We start from the raw sequence: 23348 nt of genomic DNA, 5'->3' as shown, positions 1-23348 counted from the left end.
GATGAAAGAATACTATATTTTGATTCTTTTACTTCCTCTCTCAGGCTTTCTTTTTAACATTCTTTTTGGAAGATTTGTCAGTACCAGATGGGTAAGCTGGGTAGGAACTCTCTGCATACTTGGCTCTTTAATTGTTTCACTTTTTGCAATAGCAGAGGTTTATCAGGGGAAAGCAATTGAATACAATGTTTATACATGGATTTTATCTGATGATTTAAAAATAAGTTTTGGATATCTGATAGACCAGCTTACTGCTGTAATGCTTTTTGTAGTATGCTTTGTTGGCTGGCTAATTCACATTTATTCTGTTGGATACATGCACGGAGATCCGGGATACGCAAGATATTTTGCCTATCTCAATCTCTTTGTGTTTTCAATGCTTATGCTTGTAATGGGAAACAATCTTGTTATGCTTTATTTTGGATGGGAAGCTGTTGGACTATGTTCATACTTTTTAATCGGTTTCTGGTATCAGAAAAAATCCGCCTCTGATGCAGGCAAAAAAGCATTTATTGTAAACAGAGTTGGGGATTTTGGTTTTGCTCTCGGTATATTTCTTCTTTTTATTAATGTACATGCTTTAAATTACACAGATATATTTCCTAAAATCCCGGGGCTTCAGGGACAGACTGTAAACCTGCTTGGCTGGAATGTTGACCTTATAACTTTAATTGCCCTTCTTCTTTTCTGCGGTGCTGTTGGAAAATCAGCTCAGATTCCACTGTATGTATGGCTTCCCGATGCCATGGAAGGTCCAACACCAGTAAGTGCTCTTATTCATGCTGCCACAATGGTTACTGCTGGAGTATTTATGGTAACAAGGCTAAGTCCTCTATACAGTCTTTCAGAGACTGCCCTGACAGTTGTAGCAATCACAGGTGCTGTAACAGCATTTTTTTCAGCCACAATAGGAGTTGTTCAGAGGGATATGAAGCGAATCATTGCTTATTCAACAATTAGCCAGATTGGATACATGTTTGCTGCCTGTGGAGTTGCTGCGTATGGTGCTGGTATATTTCATCTTTATACCCATGCTTTTTTTAAAGCTCTGCTGTTTCTTGGTGCAGGAAGTGTAATGCATGCAATGGCTGGTGAACTTGACATATATAAGATGGGCGGATTAAGAAATAAGATGCCAATTACATACATTACATTTTTAATAGCAGCTTTAACTATTTCAGGAATTCCGGGACTTTCTGGATTTTTTAGTAAAGATGAGATTCTGTGGTATGCCTTTGCCTATGCTAAGCCGTATGGAAAATTTGTCTGGATTCTTTTAACAATCACTGCTGCATTGACTTCATTTTATACATTCAGAATTGTTTTTGTTGCCTTTCATGGGAAGTTCAGGGGTTCTGATGATGAATTCAGGCATGTCCATGAATCACCTCCAATAATGACTGTTCCTCTGGTAGTTCTTGCAGTTGGTTCAATTTTTGTTGGATACTTTTCAGTTCCTCACTTTCTTGAACCTCTGGTTAGCGAGCCAGGGATTGCAGTGCCTCATGGATATGAAAAATTTGTAATGGCAGTCTCAATTATTGCAGGTTTATCGGGAATATTCATCGCCTGGTACATGTATATTTTAAAGCCTGATGTCCCGGAAAAGCTGACAGAGTCTTTCAAAGGAGTATATAGAATTCTGTGGAATAAATACTATGTTGATGAAATTTATAACTTCATTTTTGTAAGACCAACTTTATGGATTGCTGATAAAATAATTGAAAAATTTACAGACATAAAGATAATAGAAGGAATTGTAAATAGTCTTCCCAATTTAATTTATAAAGCTGGCTCTTACATAAGACCTATTCAAACAGGACAACTTCAACAGTATGCCATATTTATGATTGCAGGATTAATTGTTTTTGCTCTGATAGTTTTCTGTTTTGGAAAATTTTGAAGGGAGTTGAAATATGCATGAAGACGCAGTAATTAAAAATGATATTAACACAGAGCTCAGAAAACATCTCTTAATTTCACTTTTGCTTATTGGACTTTTTGGTGGAGCTATTTTAATGTTTGGAGCTGCAGTAAATAATTTACATTTTCCAGTTCTTTCAACTCTTATTTTCTTCCCAATTACTGGTGCTGCCTTTATAGCAGTGCTTCCAAGACAAAAAGAGGAATTAATCAAATTTTCGGCTCTTGCTATATCAATTATTGAGTTTGTCCTCAGCATTCCTTTATACATTTCCTTTAACAAAGCCACTTATGAGATGCAGTTTAGGGAAGAATATTTATGGATTCCGCAGTGGGGAATTAAGTTTTCTCTTGGCGTAGATGGAATAAGTGTGTTGTTTATTTTACTCAGCAGTCTCCTTACAATCCTCTGTGTAACAGTTTCTTGGAGAGAGATTGATAAAAAAATAAAGGAGTTTTATTCTGCAGTGTTACTTACTCACTCTGCTATGATTGGTGTTTTCATGAGCCTTGACATTTTTCTTTTTTACATCTTCTGGGAAGCAATGCTCATTCCCATGTATTTAATCATTGGAGTATGGGGTGGACCAAGAAGAATTTACTCAGCCATAAAGTTTTTTTTGTATACCTTTGTTGGCAGTGTTCTCATGCTCGTTGGAATTATGGTTCTTTATTTGCATACAGGAACATCAGATATTCTTACGCTTATGAAAACATCCTATCCTTACAAAATGCAACTCTGGTTATTCTGGGCATTCTTTGCTGCCTTTGCAGTCAAAGTTCCCATGTGGCCTGTGCACACATGGCTTCCTGATGCTCATACTGAGGCACCAACTGCAGGAAGCGTTATTCTTGCAGGAATCCTGATCAAAATGGGAGCATACGGATTCTTGAGATTTAATCTTCCAATCTTTCCAGAAGCTACATTGGCGATGAAGCCTTTTATGATGATTCTTTCAGTTATTGCAATTATTTATGGTGCACTGATATGTCTCGTCCAGAAAGACCTTAAGCGTCTTATTGCCTATAGTTCTGTAAGTCATATGGGATTTGTAACACTTGGAATTTTTACCCTTAATCAGCAGGGTATTCAGGGAGGAATTCTTCAGATGATCAATCACGGAATTGTTACAGGAGCTTTGTTTTTATGTGTTGGAATTGTCTATCAGAGAACCCATACCCGTCAGATAGCTTACTATGGAGGGGTTGCCACTGTGATGCCTGCTTATTCGGCATTTTTTATGGCTTTTACCCTCGCATCTATTGGACTTCCTGGAACAAATGGATTTATTGGTGAGTTTCTAATACTTCTTGGAGCATTCAAAGCATGGAAATTAATGTGCGTTCTTGCAGCTACTGCATTAATCATAGGTGCAGCCTATATGTTGTGGCTGTATCAAAGAGTTTTTTTTGAAAAAACCAATCCAGAGTTTCTTCATCACATACAGGGTTATGGAGATTTAAACGCAAGAGAGATGTTCACTCTTTTTCCACTTCTGGTAGCAGTGCTCTGGATAGGATTTTATCCAAATGCTTTTTTAAGTTTTATAGATCAATCAGTTAAAGAGCTAATTAATCATGTGATGACTCAGGGGGCTATGAGATGAATATACCGCAGATTTCTTTGAATTTTACTGCTCTGCTACCTGAAATAGTTCTTACAGCTTTTGCATCGGTGATTTTACTTACTGGTTTGTTAAAGATTAGAAATGAAATTTTAGTGTGGAGCTCTGTAATATTTTTACTTATTCTTGTTTTGATTGTCCCGGGCTTTGAAGGTAAGGCATTTGGGGAGATGTTTTTGAATGATTTTCTGGCAGTTTATTTAAAGTTAATAATAATTATCGGAACAGTTCTCTCCCTTCTTGTTTTTAATTCCTATTTAAAAGAAAAATTAATTCTGCTTAATGAAAGCATAGCCCTTATTCTCTTTTCTGCTCTTGGTATGATGCTTCTTGTATCTGCAAGAGAGTTGATAAGCTTTTTTGTTTCTTTTGAGTTAATGTCACTGAGTATATATGTTTTAGTAGGGATAAGAAGATACGATAAGAGATCCAATGAAGCAGCAGTTAAATACTTCATGCTTGGTGGAGTATCTTCAGCAATTATGCTTTTTGGAATAGCTTCTCTTTATGGTGCTACAAATACCACAGATTTTTCAGTTTTGATAAAAGCGCTTTCAAATCATGTTGTTCTGGCTTATACAGGTCTTGGACTTTTCATAATCGGGCTTTGTTTTAAAATAGCTCTTGTTCCATTTCATATGTGGGCACCGGATGTATACGAGGGTGCACCAACTCCAGTAACTGCTTTTATATCCACTCTACCAAAAGTAGCTGTACTGGGTGCTTTCGGTAGAATTTTAATTGAAATTTTTAAAGACTACTACATTGACTGGAGCAGTTTTCTTATAGTCCTTTCTATCGCCACAATGGTAATGGGGAATCTTTTTGCCCTTGTTCAGAGAAACATAAAAAGAATGCTTGCTTACTCCAGCATTGCTCATGCAGGATACATTATAATTGGATTGATTGTAGGAACACAGACAGGATTTAATGCTGTTGTAGTTTATCTATTGATTTATACTTTCATGAACATTGGAGCTTTTGCAATGGTCATTGCTTTTAACGAGGAGGATATTGAAAGCTACAAAGGACTTCACAGATTTCATCCTGCCCTTGCCCTGGCAATGCTAATTTTTATGTTTTCACTTACAGGAGTGCCTCCAACAGCTGGATTTATAGTTAAATTCAACATACTTCTTCAGGCTGTAAGAGGAGGATTTACATGGCTTGTAGTGATTGCTGTGCTTTTTACAGTTGTTTCAGCTTATTACTATCTGAGAATTGTGATGTATATGTATATGAAAGAGCCTGTGAAATCGCCTGTGCCAATTTATTCAAAAGACCTTGAGATAGCCATTGTTATCTGTGCAACAGGTATAATATTATTTGGAATTTTGCCAGTGTTTCTAATATAAAATGAAAATTACCTCACAACAAGAACAGGACAGGGTGCTTGATTTATAATTTTACTTATCAGGTCTTTACCAAAAAACTTTTTAATTGGATTGGTTTTTTCTGCTTGTAGAATTATTAAATCAACATTTTCCTCAACTGCAGCTTCCAGAATCTTTTCCTCAATATCACCTTCTTGCACTTTTATTTTCACTAAAGCTCTTTCAGATTCAGCAACATCTTTTACTTCATTAAAAAAAATCTTTACATTGCTGTTTATTACATCGGAAACATTTTTAATTCCCGTTAGATGTAAATCTCCATCATATGGTGGAATTATTTTTAAAATAGTTACCCAGCATCCTTCGTCTTTTGCCAGTTTTATTCCGTATTTTAAAACATCATTTGAACCATTTACTGCAATTAATAGTTTTCTGTAACCTTTCATTTTACAATTATTACAGGTACAGATGAATTAATAATAACTCTTTCTACATTGCTACCCATGATTGCCTTGTCAACACCTTTCCATCCATATGTTCCCATAATGATTAAATCGCAAAGCATTAAATTAGCTATTTGAACGATTTTTTCCGATATAGAACCTTCATGAACAATCTTTTTTACAGGAACATTAAATTTTGAAGCAATTTGCTCAGCTTCTGAAAGAATTTTTTTTGCCTCATCCATTAAAGCATGTTTTATAGATTCGGTACTGAAAAACTCAACCATTTCCTGGTATTTTGGAATTACATAAATTACAGAAATTGTAGCATTCTCTATTTTTGCAAGTTCACACGCCCTTTGAAGAGCCTTTTTACTGTATTCAGATTCGTCAAAGGCAACAAGAATTGATCTATAACTCAATTCATCAGATGTAGAAGTCTTTTTTACCGCCATTACATCTACAGGGGACTCAACAATAACTTTATAGGTAGTGCTACCTAAGATAAGCTTCTTGAGTCCTTTTTTACCATAAGTTCCCATAATTATTAAATCTGCTTTTTTGTCTTCTGCTACTTGTAAAATTACATCAGGAGCATCTCCTTCACATATTATAAGTTCTGCTTGTATGTTATACTTCTCTGAAACTTCCTGTGTCATCTGATAACAAACCTGTTTACCCAGCATTAATCTTTGTTCCCTCTGTTCAGGACTTATAATGAATTCTTCTTCGTCAAAATATACTGCATGAACCATTATTATGTGACCACCATGATTTTTTACCCATCTGATAGCTTCAAACAAAGCAGCTTTGCTGAAATCTGAACCATCAAAGGCTACTAAAATATTGCTATACATTAATTTGCCTCCTTAAATTAATGAGCTTTTCCAGCTTTCTTAAACAGTACACCTACTGAAAAACCAGCCAGTATTGCAATTAATATACAAACAATTCCATAAAACAGCGAGTTATTTTTTGCCATATTTGAAAGCATTTTTAATATTCCAACTTTTTCTACATTAATCTGGGTTTGAGCAGTATCAATAACTTTTCCATCTTTTATTTCATAAGCAGTAACATTGTATATGCCAGGCGGAGCCTGATAGGGCCACTGAATCAAAGTATAATAATGAGTCTGTCCGTTTTCCTCGCTTTTTGCAATATCCGCTTTCACATTATATAACTTTGACTTTTCTTTGAATTTAATAAATTCATTCCACAATTCTTCTTTTTCATTTTCATTTGAAACTGGAGTAATCTGTGCAAAGTTTTTAAGTGCTGAGTAACCTATTTTATTTTTAACTGCTTCCTGTTCTTTCAAGATGTCTTTTAATTCTTTCGTGCTTCTTAATATATAAAGATTTGGAACATTGTCAAATTGAAGATTTTCCACGCTCATCCATACAAGATCAAGAACTTTCCCTTTTTTTCTTAACACCTGCGATCCATCAGGAGATGTTATTTTAACAACAATATCTGAGCCAGGTTGAGCTTGCCCTTTCACACTTACTGTAGAACCATGATAAAACAAATCAATAGTAATATGATCGTGATTTGCAATCACTGAAATTTTAGCCCATGCATTGTTTGATATTACAATTAAAAAAATTAAGGCAAAAAAAATCATTAATTTTTTCATTTTAATGCCCTCCTGCAGGTGATAATAAAATTGATGGTGCTGTAATTAATTCAATAATTATTTTTACTGTAACCATTAATACAAGGATCGCCATCAGAATTCTTAATTGTTCACCCTTTATTTTCTTTCCTATAATTGCACCGATCTGGGCTCCAAAGCTTGAACCAATCAAAAGGAGTATGGCAAGTAAAATATCCACTGTATGATTTATGTATGCTTGAAGAAATGTTACCTCAACGCATGTAAAAAAAATCTGAAAAAGACTCGTTCCTATAACAATGTTCATGGGCATTTTAAGGAGATAAAACATCACTGGTACCATTAAAAATCCTCCTCCAACGCCCATTATTGCTGCAAGAATTCCCACAATATACCCAACTGTAGCGGTTACTAATATGGAATGGGTAACACCTGATTTCTTATAATGAATTTGAAAGGGAAGAGATTTGAAAAATTTTGTAATACCTGACTCTTTCTTATCTTTTTTTTCAACGGTTTTATTTTTGAGTTTACTAAGGCTTTCTATAAACATGAAAGTCCCTATTACACCAAGCATTATTACATAAGTAATCTTAATTAAAAAGTTTACATTTCCGATTACCCTAAGAATTTTAATTATTTCTACACCTGTTAATCCACCAAGGAATCCTCCAATTAATAGATGAAATCCCATTTTAAAATCAACATTCCCCAGCCTCCAGTGAGCATATGTTCCTGAAGTGGATGCTCCTACAATTTGAGCTGCGTCAGTTGCTGCTGCTACGGCAGGTTGAATTCCTAACATCATCAAAAGAGGTGTCATAAGCCAGCCTCCTCCTACACCAAACAATCCTGAAAGTAATCCAACAGCCAATCCGAGACATACAGGCAAAAATACATTAATACTCGTTAATGCTACAGGTAAGTAAATATACATATCTCCTCCTCTTTTTATTTCTTTGTCATTGTTACAATCGGACAACAAGCATGTTTTATAAGATTTTTCAATTTTCTTGCTGATAGTTCGCTATTTACAGTAATTTCTGGACTCAGCAGTACCATTTCAATATGCTCGTTTTTTCTTAAAAAGTTATCAATTGCGTTGTAGACTGTATTTTCTGTGTAAACTATATCAACCTTAATTCCTGACTGGTTGTATTTTTCTTTTAAGTCTTTGAGATTCTTTTGAATTATTTCATTCTGGTTCGTTTGCAGCAACTCCACTGCAGTATTTGATTCACTCGCTTCTGCAAATGTAACTGCAGTCATTAAATCTTCAAATTTTCTTTTTTTAGGATGGATTAACAGCATAGTTATGTCCTTATTCATAATTTTTGCCAGTTCTTTAGTGTACTGAAAGATTTCATCCAGTCTTTCTCCCCACAATGCTGTTAGCAAAAGATGTTTTTTGTTCATTTTATTTTCTGGATATTTAGAAAAACAAAAATTGTGCCACTTGGATTTTTTTGATATTATTTAATTTTTAAAAGAAGGGAGTTATAGATACTGTTTTATTTTGAAACAATGATGAACAATTTATTTATTATCCGATTTCAGTATTCTCCACAAACTTGTTCGTGAGATGCCAAGAAGTTCTGCAGTTTTAGTTTTATTTCCTCCTGTAATTTCTAAAATTTTTTCTGCATATTCTTTATTTAATTCATCTATAGTCTTTATATTACCATGCTGTATTGTTTCTATTTTAAACAGTGAAAGAGTAGGAGGGAGACTTTCTACGGTAATGTATTGAGTTTTTTCAAGTATTATGGCTCTTTCAATTATGTTTTCAAGTTCTCTTACATTGCCTGGAAAACTGTAATGTATCAGAATATCCATTGCTTCTTTTGTAAATCCTTTGATTTTTTTGTTGTATTTTGGTAGATGTTTTTGTAAAAAGAATTTGCTTAACGGCTCAATGTCTTCTTTTCTTTCTCTTAAAGGTGGTATATAGATTTCCATCACATTAAGACGATAATAAAGGTCTTCACGGAATCTTTTCTCCTGTATGGCTTTTTTTACATCCTGATTCGTTGCTGCGATAAATCTTACATTAACCTTTATGGGTTTTGTGCCTCCAACTCTGAAAAATTCTCCTTCTTCTATAACTCTAAGAAGCTTTGCCTGGAGATTGGGGCTCATTTCAGCAATCTCATCCAGAAAAAGACTGCCTCCGTCAGCTACCTCTATTAATCCCTGTTTCTGTTTTATTGCTCCTGTGAATGCTCCTTTCTCATGACCAAAAAGCTCGCTGCTGAGTAACTCTTCTGTTAAAGTAGCACAGTTGATGGATAAAAAAGGCATATCTTTTCTTTTACTTGTATAGTGAATAAGTTTTGCTATGAAACTTTTACCGACTCCACTTTCTCCTGTGAGAAGAACATTGCAATCTGAGTTTTTTATCTGTTCAATAATATTTAGAATATTTTTCATGCTTTCGCTTTTACCAATGAAAGAGGTTTTTTTGTTTATTTCAAGAAATGTTTTTAATGCTACATTTTGTCTTTCAAGAATTTTTTTTTCCTTAATCTTGGAAATTTTGAGAATTAATTCATCCAGATCAAAGGGTTTTGTAATATAATCATATGCTCCTTTTTTCATGGCTTCAACTGCTGAGGCAATGCTTCCAAAACCTGTAATTATAACAATTTCAATATCTGGCTCTTTTTTCTTGGCTATTTCAAGAAGTTGAATCCCGTCAATCTCAGGCATTTTAATATCTGTTATGAGAACATCAAATTTGTCTTTTTCAAGCATTCTGAGAGCTTCAAGTCCGTTGGTAACTCCTTCTACTTCATATCCTTCTGCCTTAAGAGCGTATACAAGATGTTTTAATGTGATTTCTTCATCTTCTGCTACAAGAATTTTGAAATTCATAAGATGTTCCCGGCAATAAAATTCTAAAGGTTGTTCCTTTGCCTTCTGTACTTTCTACAAATATTTTACCATTGTGCTTTTGAATAATGTTATAAACTATTGCAAGACCGAGCCCTGTTCCTCTATTCTTTGTAGTAAAAAAAGGTTCAAATATCTTTTCCAGTTTATCGGCAGGAATTCCGATTCCTGTATCTGATACAGAGATTTCCACAAAGTCGTTTTTCTCTAAAAATTTTAATTTTATCTGTCCGTCCTCATGCATTGCATCTATTGCATTATCAAAAAGATTAAAAAATACCCTTTCCAGCTGATCCGGGTCAGCATTGATTACAATTTCTTCTGGAATCTCTTTTAAATCTATATTTTTAAAGTTTCTCTGTTTGATTATTGAATTAGAGGCTTTTGAAATAACATCTTTTATTTTTACCTTTTTAAAAACTGGCTCTTTACCTCTTGCAAATTCAAGTAAATCTTCTATAATTCTTTTTACTCGTGCGGTTTCATGGGATATATCATTTAAAATCTCATTAATAAATGGAGAAGGTTCTTTTAACTCTTTTTGCAAAATTTGTACTGAAATATAAATATTGTTCAAAGGATTGTTTAATTCATGAGCCACTCCTGTAGCAAGCGTGCCAATTGCAGCAAGTTTTTTTGATTGAAAAAGTTGTTTGTTTTTCTCTTCAAGTTCTATTTTTCTTTGTATAAGCTTGTTTTCCATTTCATTGATTTTTCTGATAAGTAAATCAATTTCATCTTTGTTAGAACCATTAGAAATCTGAATAAATTTACCCTCACCAACCTTTTCCACCACAGAAGTTACTAAATTTAATCTTTTTATGATATTTTTTCCCACTATCCAGAAAATTCCATTACCACCTAAAAAAAATAATGTAAGGAATAGAAAAAACATTCCATATGATCGCTTCATTACTGTCTCAATATTGTCCCTTGAACTTTGATCAATTTTCCTTGATATATTTACAATTTCTTCTCCCGTTTTTCTGAGCTCCTGGATATTGTTATCAAGTTTTTTTAATAAAACAATCAGCCTTTTATTGTCTTCTGTGCTGGATTGCTTTAGAAAATCTATTACTGCACTTGGATTTTCTACCAGTGCAGAGTTTATAAGGATTAATTCTTTATTTTTAAATATCTTATTGTTGTCAAGTTCTTTTTTAATCTGGTTGATCAAAATTAATAATTCATTGAACTTTTGCCTGTAATGAGCAATTAAATTTTTAAGATTATGTAAATATCCTGAGTTGTCGTATGGAAGATTCTTGTTTACGATATCGTCCAGTTCATCAAGATAGTTGTATAGTATTTTCACTTCTTTATCAGCTTCTCTATAACCGAAAAGAAAAAAGTTTTTTTCATGTCTTCTTATCTGCAAAGATTTACTTTTTATTACATCAGATACTTCCAATTGTTGAATTTCTTGTATTATTCTGGAAAAATTTAAAAATTCAAAAATACTTAAAATTATTACAATTGAAACGCTAATTCCCAATCCAATAAAAATTTTCTTTTTAATAGTAAATTGCATCTGTTTTATTTTATAAATACCATTAAACTTAAAACAAGATGTTTGTATAAAATTTTAAATCATTGACAAAATCCTTGTTTTTCTTTTATCTTAGTAAGTGCTTACATGCTGATATTCTGAGGGGACAAAATGAACATATTTAAAATAATCTCATTAATTGGTTGCTTTTTTATTCTTTTTTCCTGTTCAAAATCTACGCCCAAAAAGCAGGCACCTGCTGTTCCTGTTATTGTTGCCCAGGCAGTTATGAAAGATGTGCCAGTTCAGATTACAGCAGTAGGAAATGTGGAAGCCTATTCTTCAGTAACAATAAAATCAAGAGTTGAAGGACAGCTTATCAAGGCAAACTTCAAAGAAGGTGATGAGGTCAAGAAAGGACAGCTTCTCTTTGTGATTGACCCAAGACCGTTTGAAGAAGCAGTAAGGCAGGCTGAGGCAAATCTTCTCAGAGACAAAGCACAGCTTGATTTTGCAAGGGCAGACCTTGAAAGGTATGACGAACTCCTAAAGGAAGAGCTTGTATCAAGACAGCAGTATGAGAAGATTCGCACAAACTATGAATCTCTTAAGGCAACTGTAAAGGCAGATCAGGCAATTTTAGAAAATGCAAGACTGCAACTTAGTTACTGCTATATCTACTCACCCATTGATGGCAAAATAGGAGCATTGCTTGTTCATCCGGGAAATATGATAAAGGCAAATGATACTCAGATTGCAACCATTAATCAGATAATACCTATATTTGTTCGCTTTTCAGTGCCAGAGCAGGAACTCTTTAGAATTAAAAAAGCAATGTCAGAGGGAATGCTTAAAACTGAAGCAATTGTCAAAGGTGTTGATGCAAACTATGCTGCACAGGGCAGGGTTGTATTTATTGACAATGCTGTTGATGTAGCAACAGGAACAGTAAAGCTTAAAGCAGAGTTCCCTAATAAAGACAAAATGCTTTGGCCCGGTCAGTTTGTTAATGTTGTTTTAACCTTAGGAATTAAGAAAAATGCCGTGGTTATTCCATATAGGGCTCTTCAGACAGGACAAAATGCTCAGTATGTATGGGTTGTTAAAGATGATAAAACTGCTGAGATGAGAGAAGTTATACCAGGGCTTAGAATAGGCGATTATGTAACAATACAAAAGGGATTGAATGTAGGGGAAGCTGTTGTTGTTGATGGACAGTTGAGACTTACACCAGGAGTAAAGGTGGAGATTAAAAAGTAATGAATTTCTCCCAGATTTTCATCCAGCGTCCCGTAATGACAACTCTTTTAATGGTTGCTATTGTTGTTTTTGGATTGGTGGGATATCGTTATCTTCCAATCGCTGAACTGCCTAATGTTGATTTTCCAACCATACTCGTTTCTGCTTCACTTCCAGGTGCTTCTCCTGAAACAATGGCATCTGCTGTTGCCACTCCACTGGAACGAGAGTTTTCAACAATTTCAGGATTGAAGTCAATGAATTCTGTTAATGCGAAGGGGCAAACTCAGATAACCCTTGAGTTTGATTTAAACAGAGACATAGATGCAGCAGCACAGGATGTGCAGACAGCAATTGCAAGAGCAAGCCGCCAACTTCCCACAAACATGCCAAATCCTCCAACTTATAATAAAGTTAACCCAGCTGATATGCCAATTCTTTATTTTGCAATTACTTCTCCCACTATGCCGCTCTACAGGCTCCATGAGTATGCTGATACACTTTTAGCTCAGAATATCTCAATGGTAAATGGAGTGGCACAGGTTCAGATATTTGGAGCTCAAAAATATGCTGTAAGAGTAAGAATAGACCCGAGACTTATAGCAAGCAAGGGAATTGGAATTGATGAGGTTGAACAGGCAATAAAAAAGGGGAATGTGGAACTTCCCACAGGCACGCTTTATGGTAATTATCAGGCATTTACCATTGAGGCAACAGGCCAGCTTTTCAATGCTTCCCACTACAATGAGCTGATAGTAAAAAGTAAAGAAGGCTCTCCTGTAAGAATTAAAGATATTGGAGAGGCTATTGACAGTGTTGAAAACGATAAACTTGCTGCATGGTATGGAAGTGAGGGAAAGCTTCAAAGAGCAATGGTTCTTGCCATTTACAGACAGCCCGGAACAAATACTGTTAAGGTAGCTGATGATGTAAAGAGGAAAGTGGAAGAGCTGAGGAAACAGATGCCACAAAGCGTTTCCCTCCATCTTCTTTATGATCGCTCTCAGTCAATAAAAGAGTCTGTAAGAGATGTTCAGTTTACTCTGCTTTTTACCGTGTTTTTAGTGGTTATGGTAATATTTGTCTTCTTAAGAAGACTTTCAGCTACTGTGATACCCTCAGTTGCCCTGCCAATCTCAATAATTGGAACATTTGCTGTTATGTATCTTCTTGGATACAGCCTTGATAATCTCTCCCTTATGGCACTTACTCTTTCCATTGGATTTCTCGTTGACGATGCTATTGTTATGCTTGAAAACATTGTCAGACATGTGGAAAAAGGAGAAAAATCCTTTGAGGCAGCTTTAAACGGCTCAAGGGAGATATGGTTTACAATTCTCTCAATGACTCTTTCACTTGTTGCAGTTTTTATTCCTGTGCTTTTTATGGGTGGAATTGTGGGAAGGCTTTTTAAGGAGTTTGCCGTAACCATCTCAGTTGCAATTTTGATTTCAGGCTTGGTCTCATTAACACTTACACCAATGATGTGTAGCAGATTCATTAAAGTAGAAAATCAAAGACATAGTAGACTTTATAATGCCTTAGAAAAAGGCTTTGAGTGGATGGTTAATCTTTATAAAGTGAGCTTGAGCTGGTCTTTGAGAAATCATAAATTAATAATGATTGGTTCTGCTTTGATTTTGTGTCTTACAATCTATATTTTTATAAAAATTCCTACAGGTTTTCTTCCAAGTGAAGATAAAAGCCAGATTTTCGTAATTACAGAAGCCTCAGAAGACATATCCTTTGATGAGATGGTGAGGCATCAGCTTCAGTTAGCTCAGATTGTTTTAAAGGAGCCAGCAGTTCAGGATTTTATGACAGCTGTGGGACCTGGTCCTGCCTCTCCTGCTCCAAATAATGGGAGAATGTTTATGCATTTGAAACCTCTTTCAGAAAGACCTCATGTGGATAAACTGATTGAGCAACTCAGACCAAAGCTTAACTCAATTCCCGGACTTAAGGTATATCCTCAAAATCCTCCAACAATCCGTATAGGAGGCACTCTAACAAAAGCCCTCTATCAATTTACCCTTTCAGGAAGTGATCTTCAGGAGCTTTATCATCATGCTCAGATTTTAGAAGAAAAGATGAAGCAGATTCCAATTATTCAGGATGTTTCATCAAATCTTCAGATAAAAACACCTCAGTTAAACATAGAAATTGATCGCTCTAAAGCAGAGTCTCTCGGTGTTACAGCAGACCAGATAGAGAATGCACTATGGGATGCCTTTGGAAGCAAGTGGATTTCAACAATTTATGCTCCAAATAATCAGTATCAGGTTATTGTTGAGTTAAAGCCTGAGTATCAGAAAGACCCTTCAGCACTTTCAATGCTTTATATTCGCTCTTCAAAAGGTGAGCTCGTACCCCTTAATTCTGTTGCCACTGTATCCCAGAGCATTGGTCCTTTGACAGTCAATCATACAGGTCAGCTTCCTTCAGTGACAATATCATTCAATCTTAAGCCAGGTGTCTCGCTTGGTGAAGCAGTAACTGAGATTCAAAAGGTTGCGAAGGCAACTTTACCAGATACAATAATGACAAGCTTTCAGGGTGCAGCTCAGGCATTTAAAGAGTCCTTCAAGGGACTGTGGTTTTTGCTTATTGTGGCAGTATTTGTTGTCTATTTAGTTCTTGGAATTCTTTATGAAAGCTTTATTCATCCATTAACAATCCTTTCAGCACTTCCCTTTGCTGGATTTGGAGCTCTTGTTACTCTGCTTGTCTTTGGAGTTGAATTAAATATTTATGCTTTCGTGGGAATAATAATGCTCATAGGACTTGTAAAGAAAAATGGAATAATGATGATAGACTTTGCCCTTCATGCTCAGAGAAATGAAGGTATGAAACCTGAGGAAGCAATCTACAGTGCCTGTCTTATAAGGTTTCGTCCAATAATGATGACAACTGCTGCAGCACTCTTTGGAGCTTTACCAATTGCTCTTGGAGTTGGCGCAGGTGGTGAGGTTCGTCAGCCACTTGGACTTGCTGTGGTAGGAGGCTTGCTTTTCTCCCAGATGCTTACACTTTTTGTTACTCCTGTGTTTTATCTTTACATGGATAGACTTCAGAGATGGCTTGGCAGGAAAAGATAAATGTGATATAATTTGAAAAAAATGGAGGTGGCATATGGAACTTAAATCAATAAAAGTTGAGATTCCTGAAGGATGTAACATAATACTTGGGCAGACTCATTTCATAAAAACCGCTGAAGACCTTTATGAGATACTTGCAACCCATATTCCCCATGCAAAGTTTGCAGTTGCCTTTACAGAAGCATCAGGTCCATGTCTTATTCGCTCTGAAGGAAATGATGAAGAATTAAGAGATGTATGCATTAAAAACCTGCAAAACATAGGCGCAGGTCATGTATTCTGCATTCTCATGAAAGATGCTTTCCCTATCAGTGTTTTAAATGCAATAAAGATGTGTCAGGAAGTATGCGGTATTTACTGTGCCACAGCAAATCCTCTTGAGGTAGTGGTTGCAGAAACAGAGCTTGGAAGAGGCATTCTTGGTGTAATTGATGGTTTTTCACCTAAGGGAGTTGAAAACGAAAAAGACCGTCAGCACAGAAAAGATTTTTTGAGAAAAATTAAGTATAAAATTTAATAAATAATCTCAGATTCATGGCAATCCAACTCCTTCAACAGCAGTCCCGCAGTTTGTGCATCGGGACTGTTTTATGTTTATTTTATTGATAAAAAATCCAAATCGCTCAATGAGAAGCTTTTTACAATTAGGGCAGTATGTGTTTTCTCCTCCTTCACCAGGAATATTACCGACATAGACAAACCTGAGCCCTTCTTCAAAACCAATATTCCTCGCTTTTCTTAATGTCTCAACAGGAGTTCTTGATTTATCTGTAAGTTGATAGGTTGGATAAAACTGTGTTACATGCCATGGAATGGAAGGATCAATGGAGGCGAGAAAACGGGCTACACTTCTTAAAAATTCTTCTGAATCATTTAAATCAGGAATAATCAAGGTTGTTACCTCAACCCATACTCTCAGTTCTTTAAGAAGTCTTATATTTTTCATTACAGGTTCAAGCCTTGCTCCGCAGATTTTTTTGTAAAAATCATCATCTCCTTTAAGGTCAACATTTATTGCATCAAGATATGGTGCAACAAATCTCAGAGCTTCCTCTGACATGTAACCATTGCTTACCCATACATTTTTAATTCCTTCCCTATGAGCTAAAACCATGCAGTCATAGGCAAACTCGAGAAAAATCGTTGGTTCAGTATAGGTGTAGGAAATACTCTTACAGCCGCTTGCTCTTGCCTCATTTACCACATCTTCAGGAGTAAAATCCTCACCCGGAATATCTTTGTAAAGCTTTGGATACTGTGAGATTGTATAGTTCTGACAATGAAGACAGCGGAAGTTGCATCCAACTGTAGCAATTGAGTAGGATACAGAACCGGGATAAAAGTGAAAAAGTGGCTTTTTTTCAATCGGATCAATGTGGTAAGCAATTATTTTTCCATAGACAAGGCTGTAAAGCACTCCTTCTCTGTTTTCCCTAACTCCGCAGATACCTCTTGCATCATGAGAAATTACACAGTGGTGATTACAGAGTCCACATTTTACCTTTCTGTCCTCAAGCTTTTCATAAAATAAAGCTTCCTTCATGATTTTTTGCCTCTGCCTTTTGATTTTTTTGTTGCAGAGCCTTTCTTACAAACTCTTCTGCCTCTTTTTTTAGGTTTATCCTCCTTTTCTGCTTCAGCAGTCTGAGGCTCTTTTTCTTGTCTTGTAAATCCGTATTTAACCATAACAATTCTTTCAGCCTCAAGCCAGTTATCAAGGTCTCTTCCAGGAATGCATCCGCTTTTAACATAAAGCTCATAGGCAACCTGTCTTATTTCCTCCTCAAGTTTTTCCCTGTCAATCATTTTTACACCTCCATTTTTTTAATTATTGAGGCTGTTCAAAAATTTACAAGCTCTTGAAAATCAGAAAATTACAAACATTTTTAATTTTCAATTACCTCCACACTAATAAGTAGATTCCTCGCTAACTCTCGGAATAACAGAAAATTGGCTCCTCATGACAGCTAAAAAATTAATAATCTTTTTTAAAGTATATCAAATTTTTCTGATTTTGTCTGTATGTTATAATTTTTTCTATGCAATACACAATTGACTCTATAGGAAGTATAAAAATCTGCCAGCCTGAGGAAGGTTATCGTTTCAGCGTAGACGCTCTGATTCTTGCTCATTTTGTTAATTTAAAAAGAGTATACAAAATTGCAGACGTTGGTGCAGGAACCGGAATCATTGGAATTATTCTAGCAAAAAGATATCCAGAAGCTTATGTTACAATGATAGAAATTCAGGAAGAGCTTGCAGTGCTTGCTCGTATAAGTTCTAAATTAAACAATGTTGAAGATAGAGTCAGAATACTATGTTCTGATGCAAAAGAATTTCATGACTCCGGTTATGATCTCGTAATTTCCAATCCCCCATTCAGAAGACCGGGAACAGGTAAGATGAGTCCTATGGAAAAAAGGGCTATGGCAAGGCATGAATTGAGTCTTACGGTTAAAGACATCTCCCAACTAAGTCAGAGAGTATTAAAACATAGAGGTAGGCTTTATATGATTCATCTGCCCGAAAGACTGACTGAAATTATTAAAATAATGGGGAATTACTCTCTTGAGGTAAAAAGGCTTCGTTTTGTTCATTCAAAAATAAAGGCAGAGGCAAAAATGGTTCTCATAGAGGCAGTCAAAGGAGGTAAGGTGGCTCTTAAAGTAGAGCCTCCACTTTTTATTTACAGAGAAGATGGAAAGTATACAGAGGAGATGGAGTTAATATACAAACTATGATTTACATCATAGATCCTGCCTGATTTTATGCTATAGAATTAATCACATAAATTAAAAAATGTTGAAAATAGGAGGAAAAAATGATTAAGAGGCAAATTGTTCAAATTGATGAGGATAAATGCGATGGATGCGGAGTTTGTGTTAATGCCTGTGAAGAAGGTGCTATTCAGATTGTTAATGGAAAGGCAAAGTTAGTTAATGAAATTTACTGTGATGGATTAGGTGCTTGCATTGGAAGTTGTCCAAAGGGTGCTATAACAATTGTGCAGAGAGAGGCAAAGCCTTTTGATGAAGAGGCAACCAAAAAGCATCTTGAATTGCTAAGGAAAGTTGAAGCACCTGTTTGCGAGTGCTTGACATTTGCTAAAAATCATAAATTGAACAACTGGCCCATTCAATTGAAGCTTGTCTCTGTGAATGCTCCTTTTTTAAAGGGAGCTGATCTTGTCATTGCTGCAGACTGCACGGCTTTTTCATACAGTGGATTTCACGAAAATTTATTGAAAAACAGAAAGTTGCTTATTGCATGTCCCAAGCTTGATGATGCCAGTTTATATATTGAAAAACTTGCAGAGGTTTTCAGGCTCAATGATATTAAATCCTTAACTGTTTTAAGAATGATAGTTCCATGTTGTGGAGGATTAAGCTGGATTGTAAAGGAGGCAATGAAAAGGGCTCAGGTAGAAGTTCCAATGGAAGAGAAAATAGTGGACATAGATGGGGTTTTAAGGATTTCCAAATAACTGTTTTTTATTGTAAAATTTAGTCTATGCTTTCTTACATACTCAAGCGATTTTTTCTGATGATTCCAATTCTTTTTGGTATCACTCTTATATGTTTTATTGTGATAAATCTTGCACCGGGTTCACCTGCAAGCTTTACTGAAGAGCTCTCACCAAAGGCATCTCCTGAAGCAATGGAGTCTTTAAAAAAGCTTTACGGACTTGACAAACCCCTTCACGAAAGATATTTAAACTGGCTGAGGATGGTTATTACACTGGATTTGGGAAAGAGTTTTGTTGATGGAAGGCCTGTTAAAGAAAAAATAAAAGAGAGACTTCCAATCACTGTGACTCTTAATCTGCTTTCCCTTCTTCTTATTCTTGTTGTCTCTATTCCAATTGGAGTTTTTTCAGCTTTGAAACCAGGAAGTGTCTTTGACAGAGTTCTTACAGTTTTTGTTTTTACAGGCTTTTCTGTTCCAACTTTCTGGATTGCTTTGCTTGCCATGATTGTTTTTGGCGTAAATCTTGGATGGCTTCCCATTTCCGGAATTCAGAGTATTGGAGCTGAAACAATGCCTTTTCATGAAAGAGTAGTTGACTGGATAAAACATCTTATTTTGCCAGTTACAATTATGTCCTTTGCAGGACTTGCTGGAATGTCCAGATATACCCGTTCAAGTATGCTTGAGGTTCTGAGACAGGATTTTATAAGGACAGCAAGAGCAAAGGGATTGCCTGAAAGAGTTGTTATTGTCAGACATGCCTTAAGGAATGCTTTGCTGCCAGTTGTAACGCTTTTAGGACTTGCAATTCCAGGACTTATCGGTGGAAGCGTGATATTTGAAAGTATTTTTTCCATTCCAGGAATGGGACAGCTTTTTTATTCTTCTGCCATGGCAAGGGATTATCCAACAATAATGGGAATATTGCTGTTCGGTGCATTATTGACATTGATTGGCAATCTTCTCGCAGACATTGCATATTTTGTTGTTGACCCAAGAATAAGGGTAAAACGGGATGTTTAAGCTTATACTGAAAAGAGTTTTAAGAAATAAACTGGCAGTTGTAGGTTTGGTATTTATTCTTTTTGTATTTTTTATTGCAATTTTTGCTTCTTATTTTGCTCCATATGATCCATACAAAATTAATGTTTATCATGTTCTTGAACCACCATCAAAGCAGCATCCCTTTGGCACTGATGAGCTTGGACGGGATGTTTTCTCAAGAATAATTTACGGTGCAAGGGTGTCTCTTAGAGTAGGATTTCTTGCAATGGGAATTGCTGTTTTTACTGGAACAATACTCGGTGCAATTGCAGGATATTACGGAGGATGGATTGATTCGTTGATAATGAGAGTTGTTGATGTGATGCTTGCTTTTCCAACATTGTTTTTAATTCTGGCTGTTGTTGCTGTGCTTGAGCCAAGCATTTACATAATTATGTTAGTAATAGGGCTTACAGGATGGATGGATGTGGCAAGACTTGTGAGAGCAGAGGTTTTATCATTGAAGGAAAGAGAGTTTGTTCTTGCTGCAAGAGCAATTGGTGCAAGTTCTGGTAGAATCATTTTTAAGCATATTCTTCCTAATGCAATTTATCCTGTTATAGTTGCCGCAACGTTTTCTGTTGGCGGAGCTATATTAATTGAGAGTGGATTAAGCTTTCTTGGACTTGGAATCCAGCCGCCTGAGCCAAGCTGGGGAGGAATTTTAAGCGTTGGTAAAGACTACATTACTGTTGCATGGTGGATGAGTCTATTTCCTGGTTTAGCCATATTTTTAACAGTGTTGTCCTTTAATCTTCTTGGTGAAGCATTAAGAGATGCTCTTGATCCGAAGCACTGGACTGAGGATTAAACAGCCTGTGCTGATAGTTGAAAATTAAAGTAAGGTTCTTCTTCTAATTCGTAACAGCCTGATTCAATAAGATGTTTTAAGAAGTTTATATGAGCAGTATGCCCGCCCTTTTCAATTATAAAGTGTCCCTGCAGAGGGAAACCCAATAAAGATAAATCACCGATTGCATCAAGGATTTTATGTCTTACAAATTCATCTTTGAATCTGAGTTTTCCTCCTACAACTCCTTTTTCGTCAAGAACAAGAGCATTTTCCAATGAACCTCCACGAGCAAAACCGTTTTGAAGAAGATACTGTATGTCCTTTAAAAATCCGAAAGTCCTCGCAGGTGCGATTTCTTTAAGAAAGTTTTGTTCATTGATTTCAATTGATAGAGATTGTTCTAAAATTAAGGGATGTTCATAAAAAATTTTATAGGTTATCCTAAAGCCTTTGTGTGGTTTGGCAACAATTCGTGAACGTGATTCTTCGTAAATACATGGCTTTGTTATTTTTAATATAGGTATTGTTTTACCCTGTTTTGAAGTTCCTGTTTTCATAATAATTTTTGCAAAATCAATAGCACTTCCATCCATCACAGGGATTTCTGAACCGTCTATTTCAATAATGACATTTGTTATTCCAAAAACATGCAAAGTAGCAAGAAGATGTTCAACTGTTCTAACTTTTATTCCATCAATCCCTATTGTTGTTGCAAGAGATGTATCAATAACAAAAGGAAGTTTTGCCTTAATTGACAATCCTTTATCTGTTCTATAAAAGATTATACCCGTATCCCTCTGGGCAGGAATAAGTCTTATATTAATTCTTTTACCTGTGTGTATTCCCACACCGGACAGTGCAATTTCTGATCTTATAGTTTTCTGAAAAGGCATCAAGAAGTGATATACAAAAAGAATGCCAGAACAGAATTGCTGAAATTATTAGTTCATCCAGGATATTAATGTGGTAAAAATGATACATTCATGGAAAAAATAAAACATTTAGTTTGCTTGTCCTCCAACAACTATCTCAGGAATTCTTACCGTTGGCATTCCATCTGTAACAGGAACTCCCTGAGAGTTTTTTCCACATGTGCCGATGGAAAATCCCAGATCATTGCCAACCATATCAATGTTTCTTAAAATTTCCTGTCCTGTGCCAATCAGCAACGCGCCCCTTACAGGCTCTCCAATCATACCTTTTTCTATAAGATAACCCTCTTGAACTTCAAAAACAAACTCTCCAGTAACAGTGTTAACTTGCCCACCACCCATTTTTTTAACAAAGAGTCCTTTATCAACTGAGCGAACTATTTCTTCTGGAGAGTGTTCTCCAGGTGCAATAAAAGTATTACTCATTCTTGGAATTGGATAATGCTCATAAGACTGCCTTCTTCCATTTCCTGTTGATTTTTTCCCTTCTTTTATTGCTGTGTATTTATCATAAAGATAATTAACGAGAATCCCTTTTTCAACTAAAACTGTCCTCTGTGAAGGCGTCCCTTCGTCATCAAAAACGTAGGATCCTCTCATATTAGGGAGAGTTGGATCGTCAATTACAGTGATTAATTCTGAAGCTATTTTTTGTCCAATTTTTCCACTGTAAACTGAAAGTCCTTCCTGAACGAGGTCTGCTTCAAGTCCGTGTCCCACTGCTTCATGTATCATTGTTCCACCGGCTTCAGAGGAAATCACAACAGGCATTCTTCCTCCCTGAATCCGTCTTGCCTTGAGCATCATTAAAGCTCTCTTTGTCGTTTTAAGTGAAATCTCTTCAGGCAGAAATTCCTCAAAAAGCTCAATTCCTTTAAATCCTCCTACTGCTTCATATCCTGTTTGAATAACTCCATCTTCATGGGCTACAACATGAATCAGAAAAAGCGTGTGAATTCTTTTTTCTTCCGTAAAATTTCCTTGTGAATTAGCTATTTTAACTTTCTGAACAGAATCAGCGTATAGAACTTTTACTTGTTTGATTTTTGGACTTTCTTTCCATGCCACTTCATTGGCTCTTTTTATAAAATTTATTTTATGTGATATTTCAACATCTTCTGGATTGTTTTTTATAAAAAATTGCTTTGCAGGCTCGATCTTTTTCAGATTGAGATGCTTACCATTGTCCTTGCTTTTTAAAGAGGAGATTAACTCTTCAATCCCTTTTTTTGTTAAATCATTTGTGTAGGCATAAAAGGTTTTTCCTTCTTTGATTACTCTTACTCCCAGTCCTTTATCAAAAACTGAAGAGCATTTTTGAACTTTATTTTCTTCTATCTGAAGCTGATTTGTTATTTTTTCCTCAAGGAAAATATCAACATACTCTCCTTTTAATTTCCTTAATATGTCACTTACTAAATCCATCAATGCCTCCATAGAGTTTGTTTAT

General features: G+C 35.6%; 21 protein-coding genes. 10 read left to right on the top strand and 11 right to left on the bottom strand.

Annotation, left to right across the window (positions count from 1 at the left end; translation table 11 throughout):
• Position 1 precedes the first annotated feature (1 nt).
• From nuoL to V4D30_RS04180, 3 genes are read left to right on the top strand one after another with little or no spacing between them, the layout of a single operon-like run.
• The gene (gene nuoL, locus V4D30_RS04190) at positions 2 to 1903 is read left to right on the top strand and encodes an NADH-quinone oxidoreductase subunit L (protein ID WP_353684996.1); all 1902 of its coding nucleotides are present in this window, start codon (positions 2 to 4) and stop codon (positions 1901 to 1903) included.
• 13 nt (positions 1904 to 1916) lie between these two features.
• Positions 1917 to 3530 carry an NADH-quinone oxidoreductase subunit M gene (locus tag V4D30_RS04185; RefSeq protein WP_353684995.1) on the top strand — a complete coding sequence of 538 codons (1614 nt, stop codon included), beginning with the start codon at positions 1917 to 1919 and terminating at the stop codon, positions 3528 to 3530.
• Positions 3527 to 4903 (top strand): NADH-quinone oxidoreductase subunit N, encoded by a 1377-nt coding sequence (locus V4D30_RS04180; RefSeq protein ID WP_353684994.1) that lies wholly within the window; start codon positions 3527 to 3529, stop codon positions 4901 to 4903. The genes V4D30_RS04185 and V4D30_RS04180 overlap by 4 nt, the downstream gene beginning before the upstream one ends.
• A gap of 8 nt (positions 4904 to 4911) precedes the next feature.
• Here the strand turns inward: V4D30_RS04180 and V4D30_RS04175 are convergent, their stop codons facing one another.
• The 7 genes from V4D30_RS04175 to V4D30_RS04145 all read right to left on the bottom strand — a co-directional run bounded on the left by V4D30_RS04175 (position 4912) and on the right by V4D30_RS04145 (position 11366).
• Complete coding sequence (locus V4D30_RS04175) at positions 4912 to 5328, bottom strand: universal stress protein (protein WP_353684993.1); 417 nt, start codon at positions 5326 to 5328, stop codon at positions 4912 to 4914.
• Positions 5325 to 6182, bottom strand: coding sequence for a universal stress protein (locus tag V4D30_RS04170; protein WP_353684992.1), 858 nt, complete (start codon positions 6180 to 6182; stop codon positions 5325 to 5327). The genes V4D30_RS04175 and V4D30_RS04170 overlap by 4 nt, the downstream gene beginning before the upstream one ends.
• Before the next feature lie 17 nt (positions 6183 to 6199).
• Positions 6200 to 6964 (bottom strand): TIGR02186 family protein, encoded by a 765-nt coding sequence (locus tag V4D30_RS04165; protein ID WP_353684991.1) that lies wholly within the window; start codon positions 6962 to 6964, stop codon positions 6200 to 6202.
• A gap of 1 nt (position 6965) precedes the next feature.
• A complete protein-coding gene (locus V4D30_RS04160) occupies positions 6966 to 7880 on the bottom strand; it encodes a sulfite exporter TauE/SafE family protein (RefSeq protein WP_353684990.1) in 915 nt (304 codons plus the stop codon).
• Positions 7881 to 7894: 14 nt separating this feature from the next.
• Positions 7895 to 8359, bottom strand: coding sequence for a hypothetical protein (locus V4D30_RS04155; RefSeq protein WP_353684989.1), 465 nt, complete (start codon positions 8357 to 8359; stop codon positions 7895 to 7897).
• A 120-nt stretch (positions 8360 to 8479) separates the two neighbouring features.
• Positions 8480 to 9817: a sigma-54 dependent transcriptional regulator gene (locus V4D30_RS04150; RefSeq protein WP_353684988.1), complete on the bottom strand. Its 1338-nt coding sequence runs from the start codon at positions 9815 to 9817 to the stop codon at positions 8480 to 8482.
• Positions 9786 to 11366 (bottom strand): ATP-binding protein, encoded by a 1581-nt coding sequence (locus tag V4D30_RS04145; RefSeq protein ID WP_353684987.1) that lies wholly within the window; start codon positions 11364 to 11366, stop codon positions 9786 to 9788. The genes V4D30_RS04150 and V4D30_RS04145 overlap by 32 nt, the downstream gene beginning before the upstream one ends.
• 129 nt (positions 11367 to 11495) lie before the next feature.
• Here V4D30_RS04145 and V4D30_RS04140 point away from each other — a divergent pair, with 129 nt between their 5' ends.
• From V4D30_RS04140 to V4D30_RS04130, 3 genes are read left to right on the top strand one after another with little or no spacing between them, the layout of a single operon-like run.
• Positions 11496 to 12584, top strand: coding sequence for an efflux RND transporter periplasmic adaptor subunit (locus V4D30_RS04140; protein ID WP_353684986.1), 1089 nt, complete (start codon positions 11496 to 11498; stop codon positions 12582 to 12584).
• Positions 12584 to 15661 (top strand): efflux RND transporter permease subunit, encoded by a 3078-nt coding sequence (locus tag V4D30_RS04135; RefSeq protein WP_353684985.1) that lies wholly within the window; start codon positions 12584 to 12586, stop codon positions 15659 to 15661. The genes V4D30_RS04140 and V4D30_RS04135 overlap by 1 nt, the downstream gene beginning before the upstream one ends.
• Positions 15662 to 15695: 34 nt before the next feature.
• Positions 15696 to 16178: an adenosine-specific kinase gene (locus tag V4D30_RS04130; protein ID WP_353684984.1), complete on the top strand. Its 483-nt coding sequence runs from the start codon at positions 15696 to 15698 to the stop codon at positions 16176 to 16178.
• A 15-nt stretch (positions 16179 to 16193) separates the two neighbouring features.
• On the opposite strand, the gene amrS is transcribed toward V4D30_RS04130, so the two are convergent.
• Together amrS and V4D30_RS04120 are read right to left on the bottom strand one after the other, a co-directional pair.
• Positions 16194 to 17204 (bottom strand): AmmeMemoRadiSam system radical SAM enzyme, encoded by a 1011-nt coding sequence (gene amrS, locus V4D30_RS04125; protein WP_353684983.1) that lies wholly within the window; start codon positions 17202 to 17204, stop codon positions 16194 to 16196.
• Positions 17201 to 17467: a DUF2934 domain-containing protein gene (locus tag V4D30_RS04120; RefSeq protein ID WP_353684982.1), complete on the bottom strand. Its 267-nt coding sequence runs from the start codon at positions 17465 to 17467 to the stop codon at positions 17201 to 17203. The genes amrS and V4D30_RS04120 overlap by 4 nt, the downstream gene beginning before the upstream one ends.
• Before the next feature lie 233 nt (positions 17468 to 17700).
• On the opposite strand from V4D30_RS04120, the gene V4D30_RS04115 reads away from it, so the two are divergent.
• From V4D30_RS04115 to opp4C, 4 genes are all read left to right on the top strand, one after another.
• Positions 17701 to 18402, top strand: coding sequence for a methyltransferase (locus tag V4D30_RS04115; RefSeq protein ID WP_353684981.1), 702 nt, complete (start codon positions 17701 to 17703; stop codon positions 18400 to 18402).
• An 80-nt stretch (positions 18403 to 18482) separates the two neighbouring features.
• Positions 18483 to 19145, top strand: coding sequence for a 4Fe-4S binding protein (locus tag V4D30_RS04110; protein ID WP_353684980.1), 663 nt, complete (start codon positions 18483 to 18485; stop codon positions 19143 to 19145).
• A 26-nt stretch (positions 19146 to 19171) separates the two neighbouring features.
• Positions 19172 to 20152, top strand: coding sequence for an ABC transporter permease (locus V4D30_RS04105; RefSeq protein WP_353684979.1), 981 nt, complete (start codon positions 19172 to 19174; stop codon positions 20150 to 20152).
• Entirely contained in the window at positions 20145 to 20984 is an 840-nt protein-coding gene (opp4C, locus tag V4D30_RS04100; protein ID WP_353684978.1) for an oligopeptide ABC transporter permease, read from the top strand. Before V4D30_RS04105 ends, opp4C begins: the two co-directional genes overlap by 8 nt.
• Here the strand turns inward: opp4C and lpxC are convergent.
• The gene (lpxC, locus tag V4D30_RS04095) at positions 20981 to 21859 is read right to left on the bottom strand and encodes a UDP-3-O-acyl-N-acetylglucosamine deacetylase (RefSeq protein ID WP_353684977.1); all 879 of its coding nucleotides are present in this window, start codon (positions 21857 to 21859) and stop codon (positions 20981 to 20983) included. The two genes, opp4C and lpxC, sit on opposite strands and share 4 nt — an antisense overlap.
• A 108-nt stretch (positions 21860 to 21967) precedes the next feature.
• Positions 21968 to 23323: a TldD/PmbA family protein gene (locus tag V4D30_RS04090; protein ID WP_353684976.1), complete on the bottom strand. Its 1356-nt coding sequence runs from the start codon at positions 23321 to 23323 to the stop codon at positions 21968 to 21970.
• Positions 23324 to 23348 lie beyond the last annotated feature (25 nt).

The sequence above is a fragment of the Thermodesulfovibrio sp. 3907-1M genome (assembly GCF_040450955.1).
In the GTDB taxonomy this organism is placed as follows: domain Bacteria; phylum Nitrospirota; class Thermodesulfovibrionia; order Thermodesulfovibrionales; family Thermodesulfovibrionaceae; genus Thermodesulfovibrio; species Thermodesulfovibrio autotrophicus.
Note: the sequence above shows the minus strand (reverse complement) of the source record. Positions and strands in the feature narration are given on the sequence as shown.

Excerpts from the sequence above, each read along its gene's own strand:
- V4D30_RS04120 (WP_353684982.1), bottom strand. The coding sequence starts at position 17,467 with ATGATTGACAGGGAAAAACTTGAGGAGGAAATAAGACAGGTTGCCTAT.
- lpxC (WP_353684977.1), bottom strand. The coding sequence starts at position 21,859 with ATGCCTTTTCAGAAAACTATAAGATCAGAAATTGCACTGTCCGGTGTG.
- V4D30_RS04115 (WP_353684981.1), top strand. The coding sequence starts at position 17,701 with ATGCAATACACAATTGACTCTATAGGAAGTATAAAAATCTGCCAGCCT.
- V4D30_RS04135 (WP_353684985.1), top strand. The coding sequence starts at position 12,584 with ATGAATTTCTCCCAGATTTTCATCCAGCGTCCCGTAATGACAACTCTT.
- V4D30_RS04145 (WP_353684987.1), bottom strand. The coding sequence starts at position 11,366 with ATGCAATTTACTATTAAAAAGAAAATTTTTATTGGATTGGGAATTAGC.
- V4D30_RS04160 (WP_353684990.1), bottom strand. The coding sequence starts at position 7,880 with ATGTATATTTACTTACCTGTAGCATTAACGAGTATTAATGTATTTTTG.
- V4D30_RS04165 (WP_353684991.1), bottom strand. The coding sequence starts at position 6,964 with ATGAAAAAATTAATGATTTTTTTTGCCTTAATTTTTTTAATTGTAATA.
- V4D30_RS04170 (WP_353684992.1), bottom strand. The coding sequence starts at position 6,182 with ATGTATAGCAATATTTTAGTAGCCTTTGATGGTTCAGATTTCAGCAAA.
- V4D30_RS04140 (WP_353684986.1), top strand. The coding sequence starts at position 11,496 with ATGAACATATTTAAAATAATCTCATTAATTGGTTGCTTTTTTATTCTT.
- V4D30_RS04090 (WP_353684976.1), bottom strand. The coding sequence starts at position 23,323 with ATGGATTTAGTAAGTGACATATTAAGGAAATTAAAAGGAGAGTATGTT.
- V4D30_RS04185 (WP_353684995.1), top strand. The coding sequence starts at position 1,917 with ATGCATGAAGACGCAGTAATTAAAAATGATATTAACACAGAGCTCAGA.
- amrS (WP_353684983.1), bottom strand. The coding sequence starts at position 17,204 with ATGAAGGAAGCTTTATTTTATGAAAAGCTTGAGGACAGAAAGGTAAAA.
- V4D30_RS04180 (WP_353684994.1), top strand. The coding sequence starts at position 3,527 with ATGAATATACCGCAGATTTCTTTGAATTTTACTGCTCTGCTACCTGAA.
- V4D30_RS04105 (WP_353684979.1), top strand. The coding sequence starts at position 19,172 with ATGCTTTCTTACATACTCAAGCGATTTTTTCTGATGATTCCAATTCTT.
- V4D30_RS04150 (WP_353684988.1), bottom strand. The coding sequence starts at position 9,817 with ATGAATTTCAAAATTCTTGTAGCAGAAGATGAAGAAATCACATTAAAA.
- V4D30_RS04110 (WP_353684980.1), top strand. The coding sequence starts at position 18,483 with ATGATTAAGAGGCAAATTGTTCAAATTGATGAGGATAAATGCGATGGA.
- nuoL (WP_353684996.1), top strand. The coding sequence starts at position 2 with ATGAAAGAATACTATATTTTGATTCTTTTACTTCCTCTCTCAGGCTTT.
- V4D30_RS04175 (WP_353684993.1), bottom strand. The coding sequence starts at position 5,328 with ATGAAAGGTTACAGAAAACTATTAATTGCAGTAAATGGTTCAAATGAT.
- V4D30_RS04155 (WP_353684989.1), bottom strand. The coding sequence starts at position 8,359 with ATGAACAAAAAACATCTTTTGCTAACAGCATTGTGGGGAGAAAGACTG.
- opp4C (WP_353684978.1), top strand. The coding sequence starts at position 20,145 with ATGTTTAAGCTTATACTGAAAAGAGTTTTAAGAAATAAACTGGCAGTT.
- V4D30_RS04130 (WP_353684984.1), top strand. The coding sequence starts at position 15,696 with ATGGAACTTAAATCAATAAAAGTTGAGATTCCTGAAGGATGTAACATA.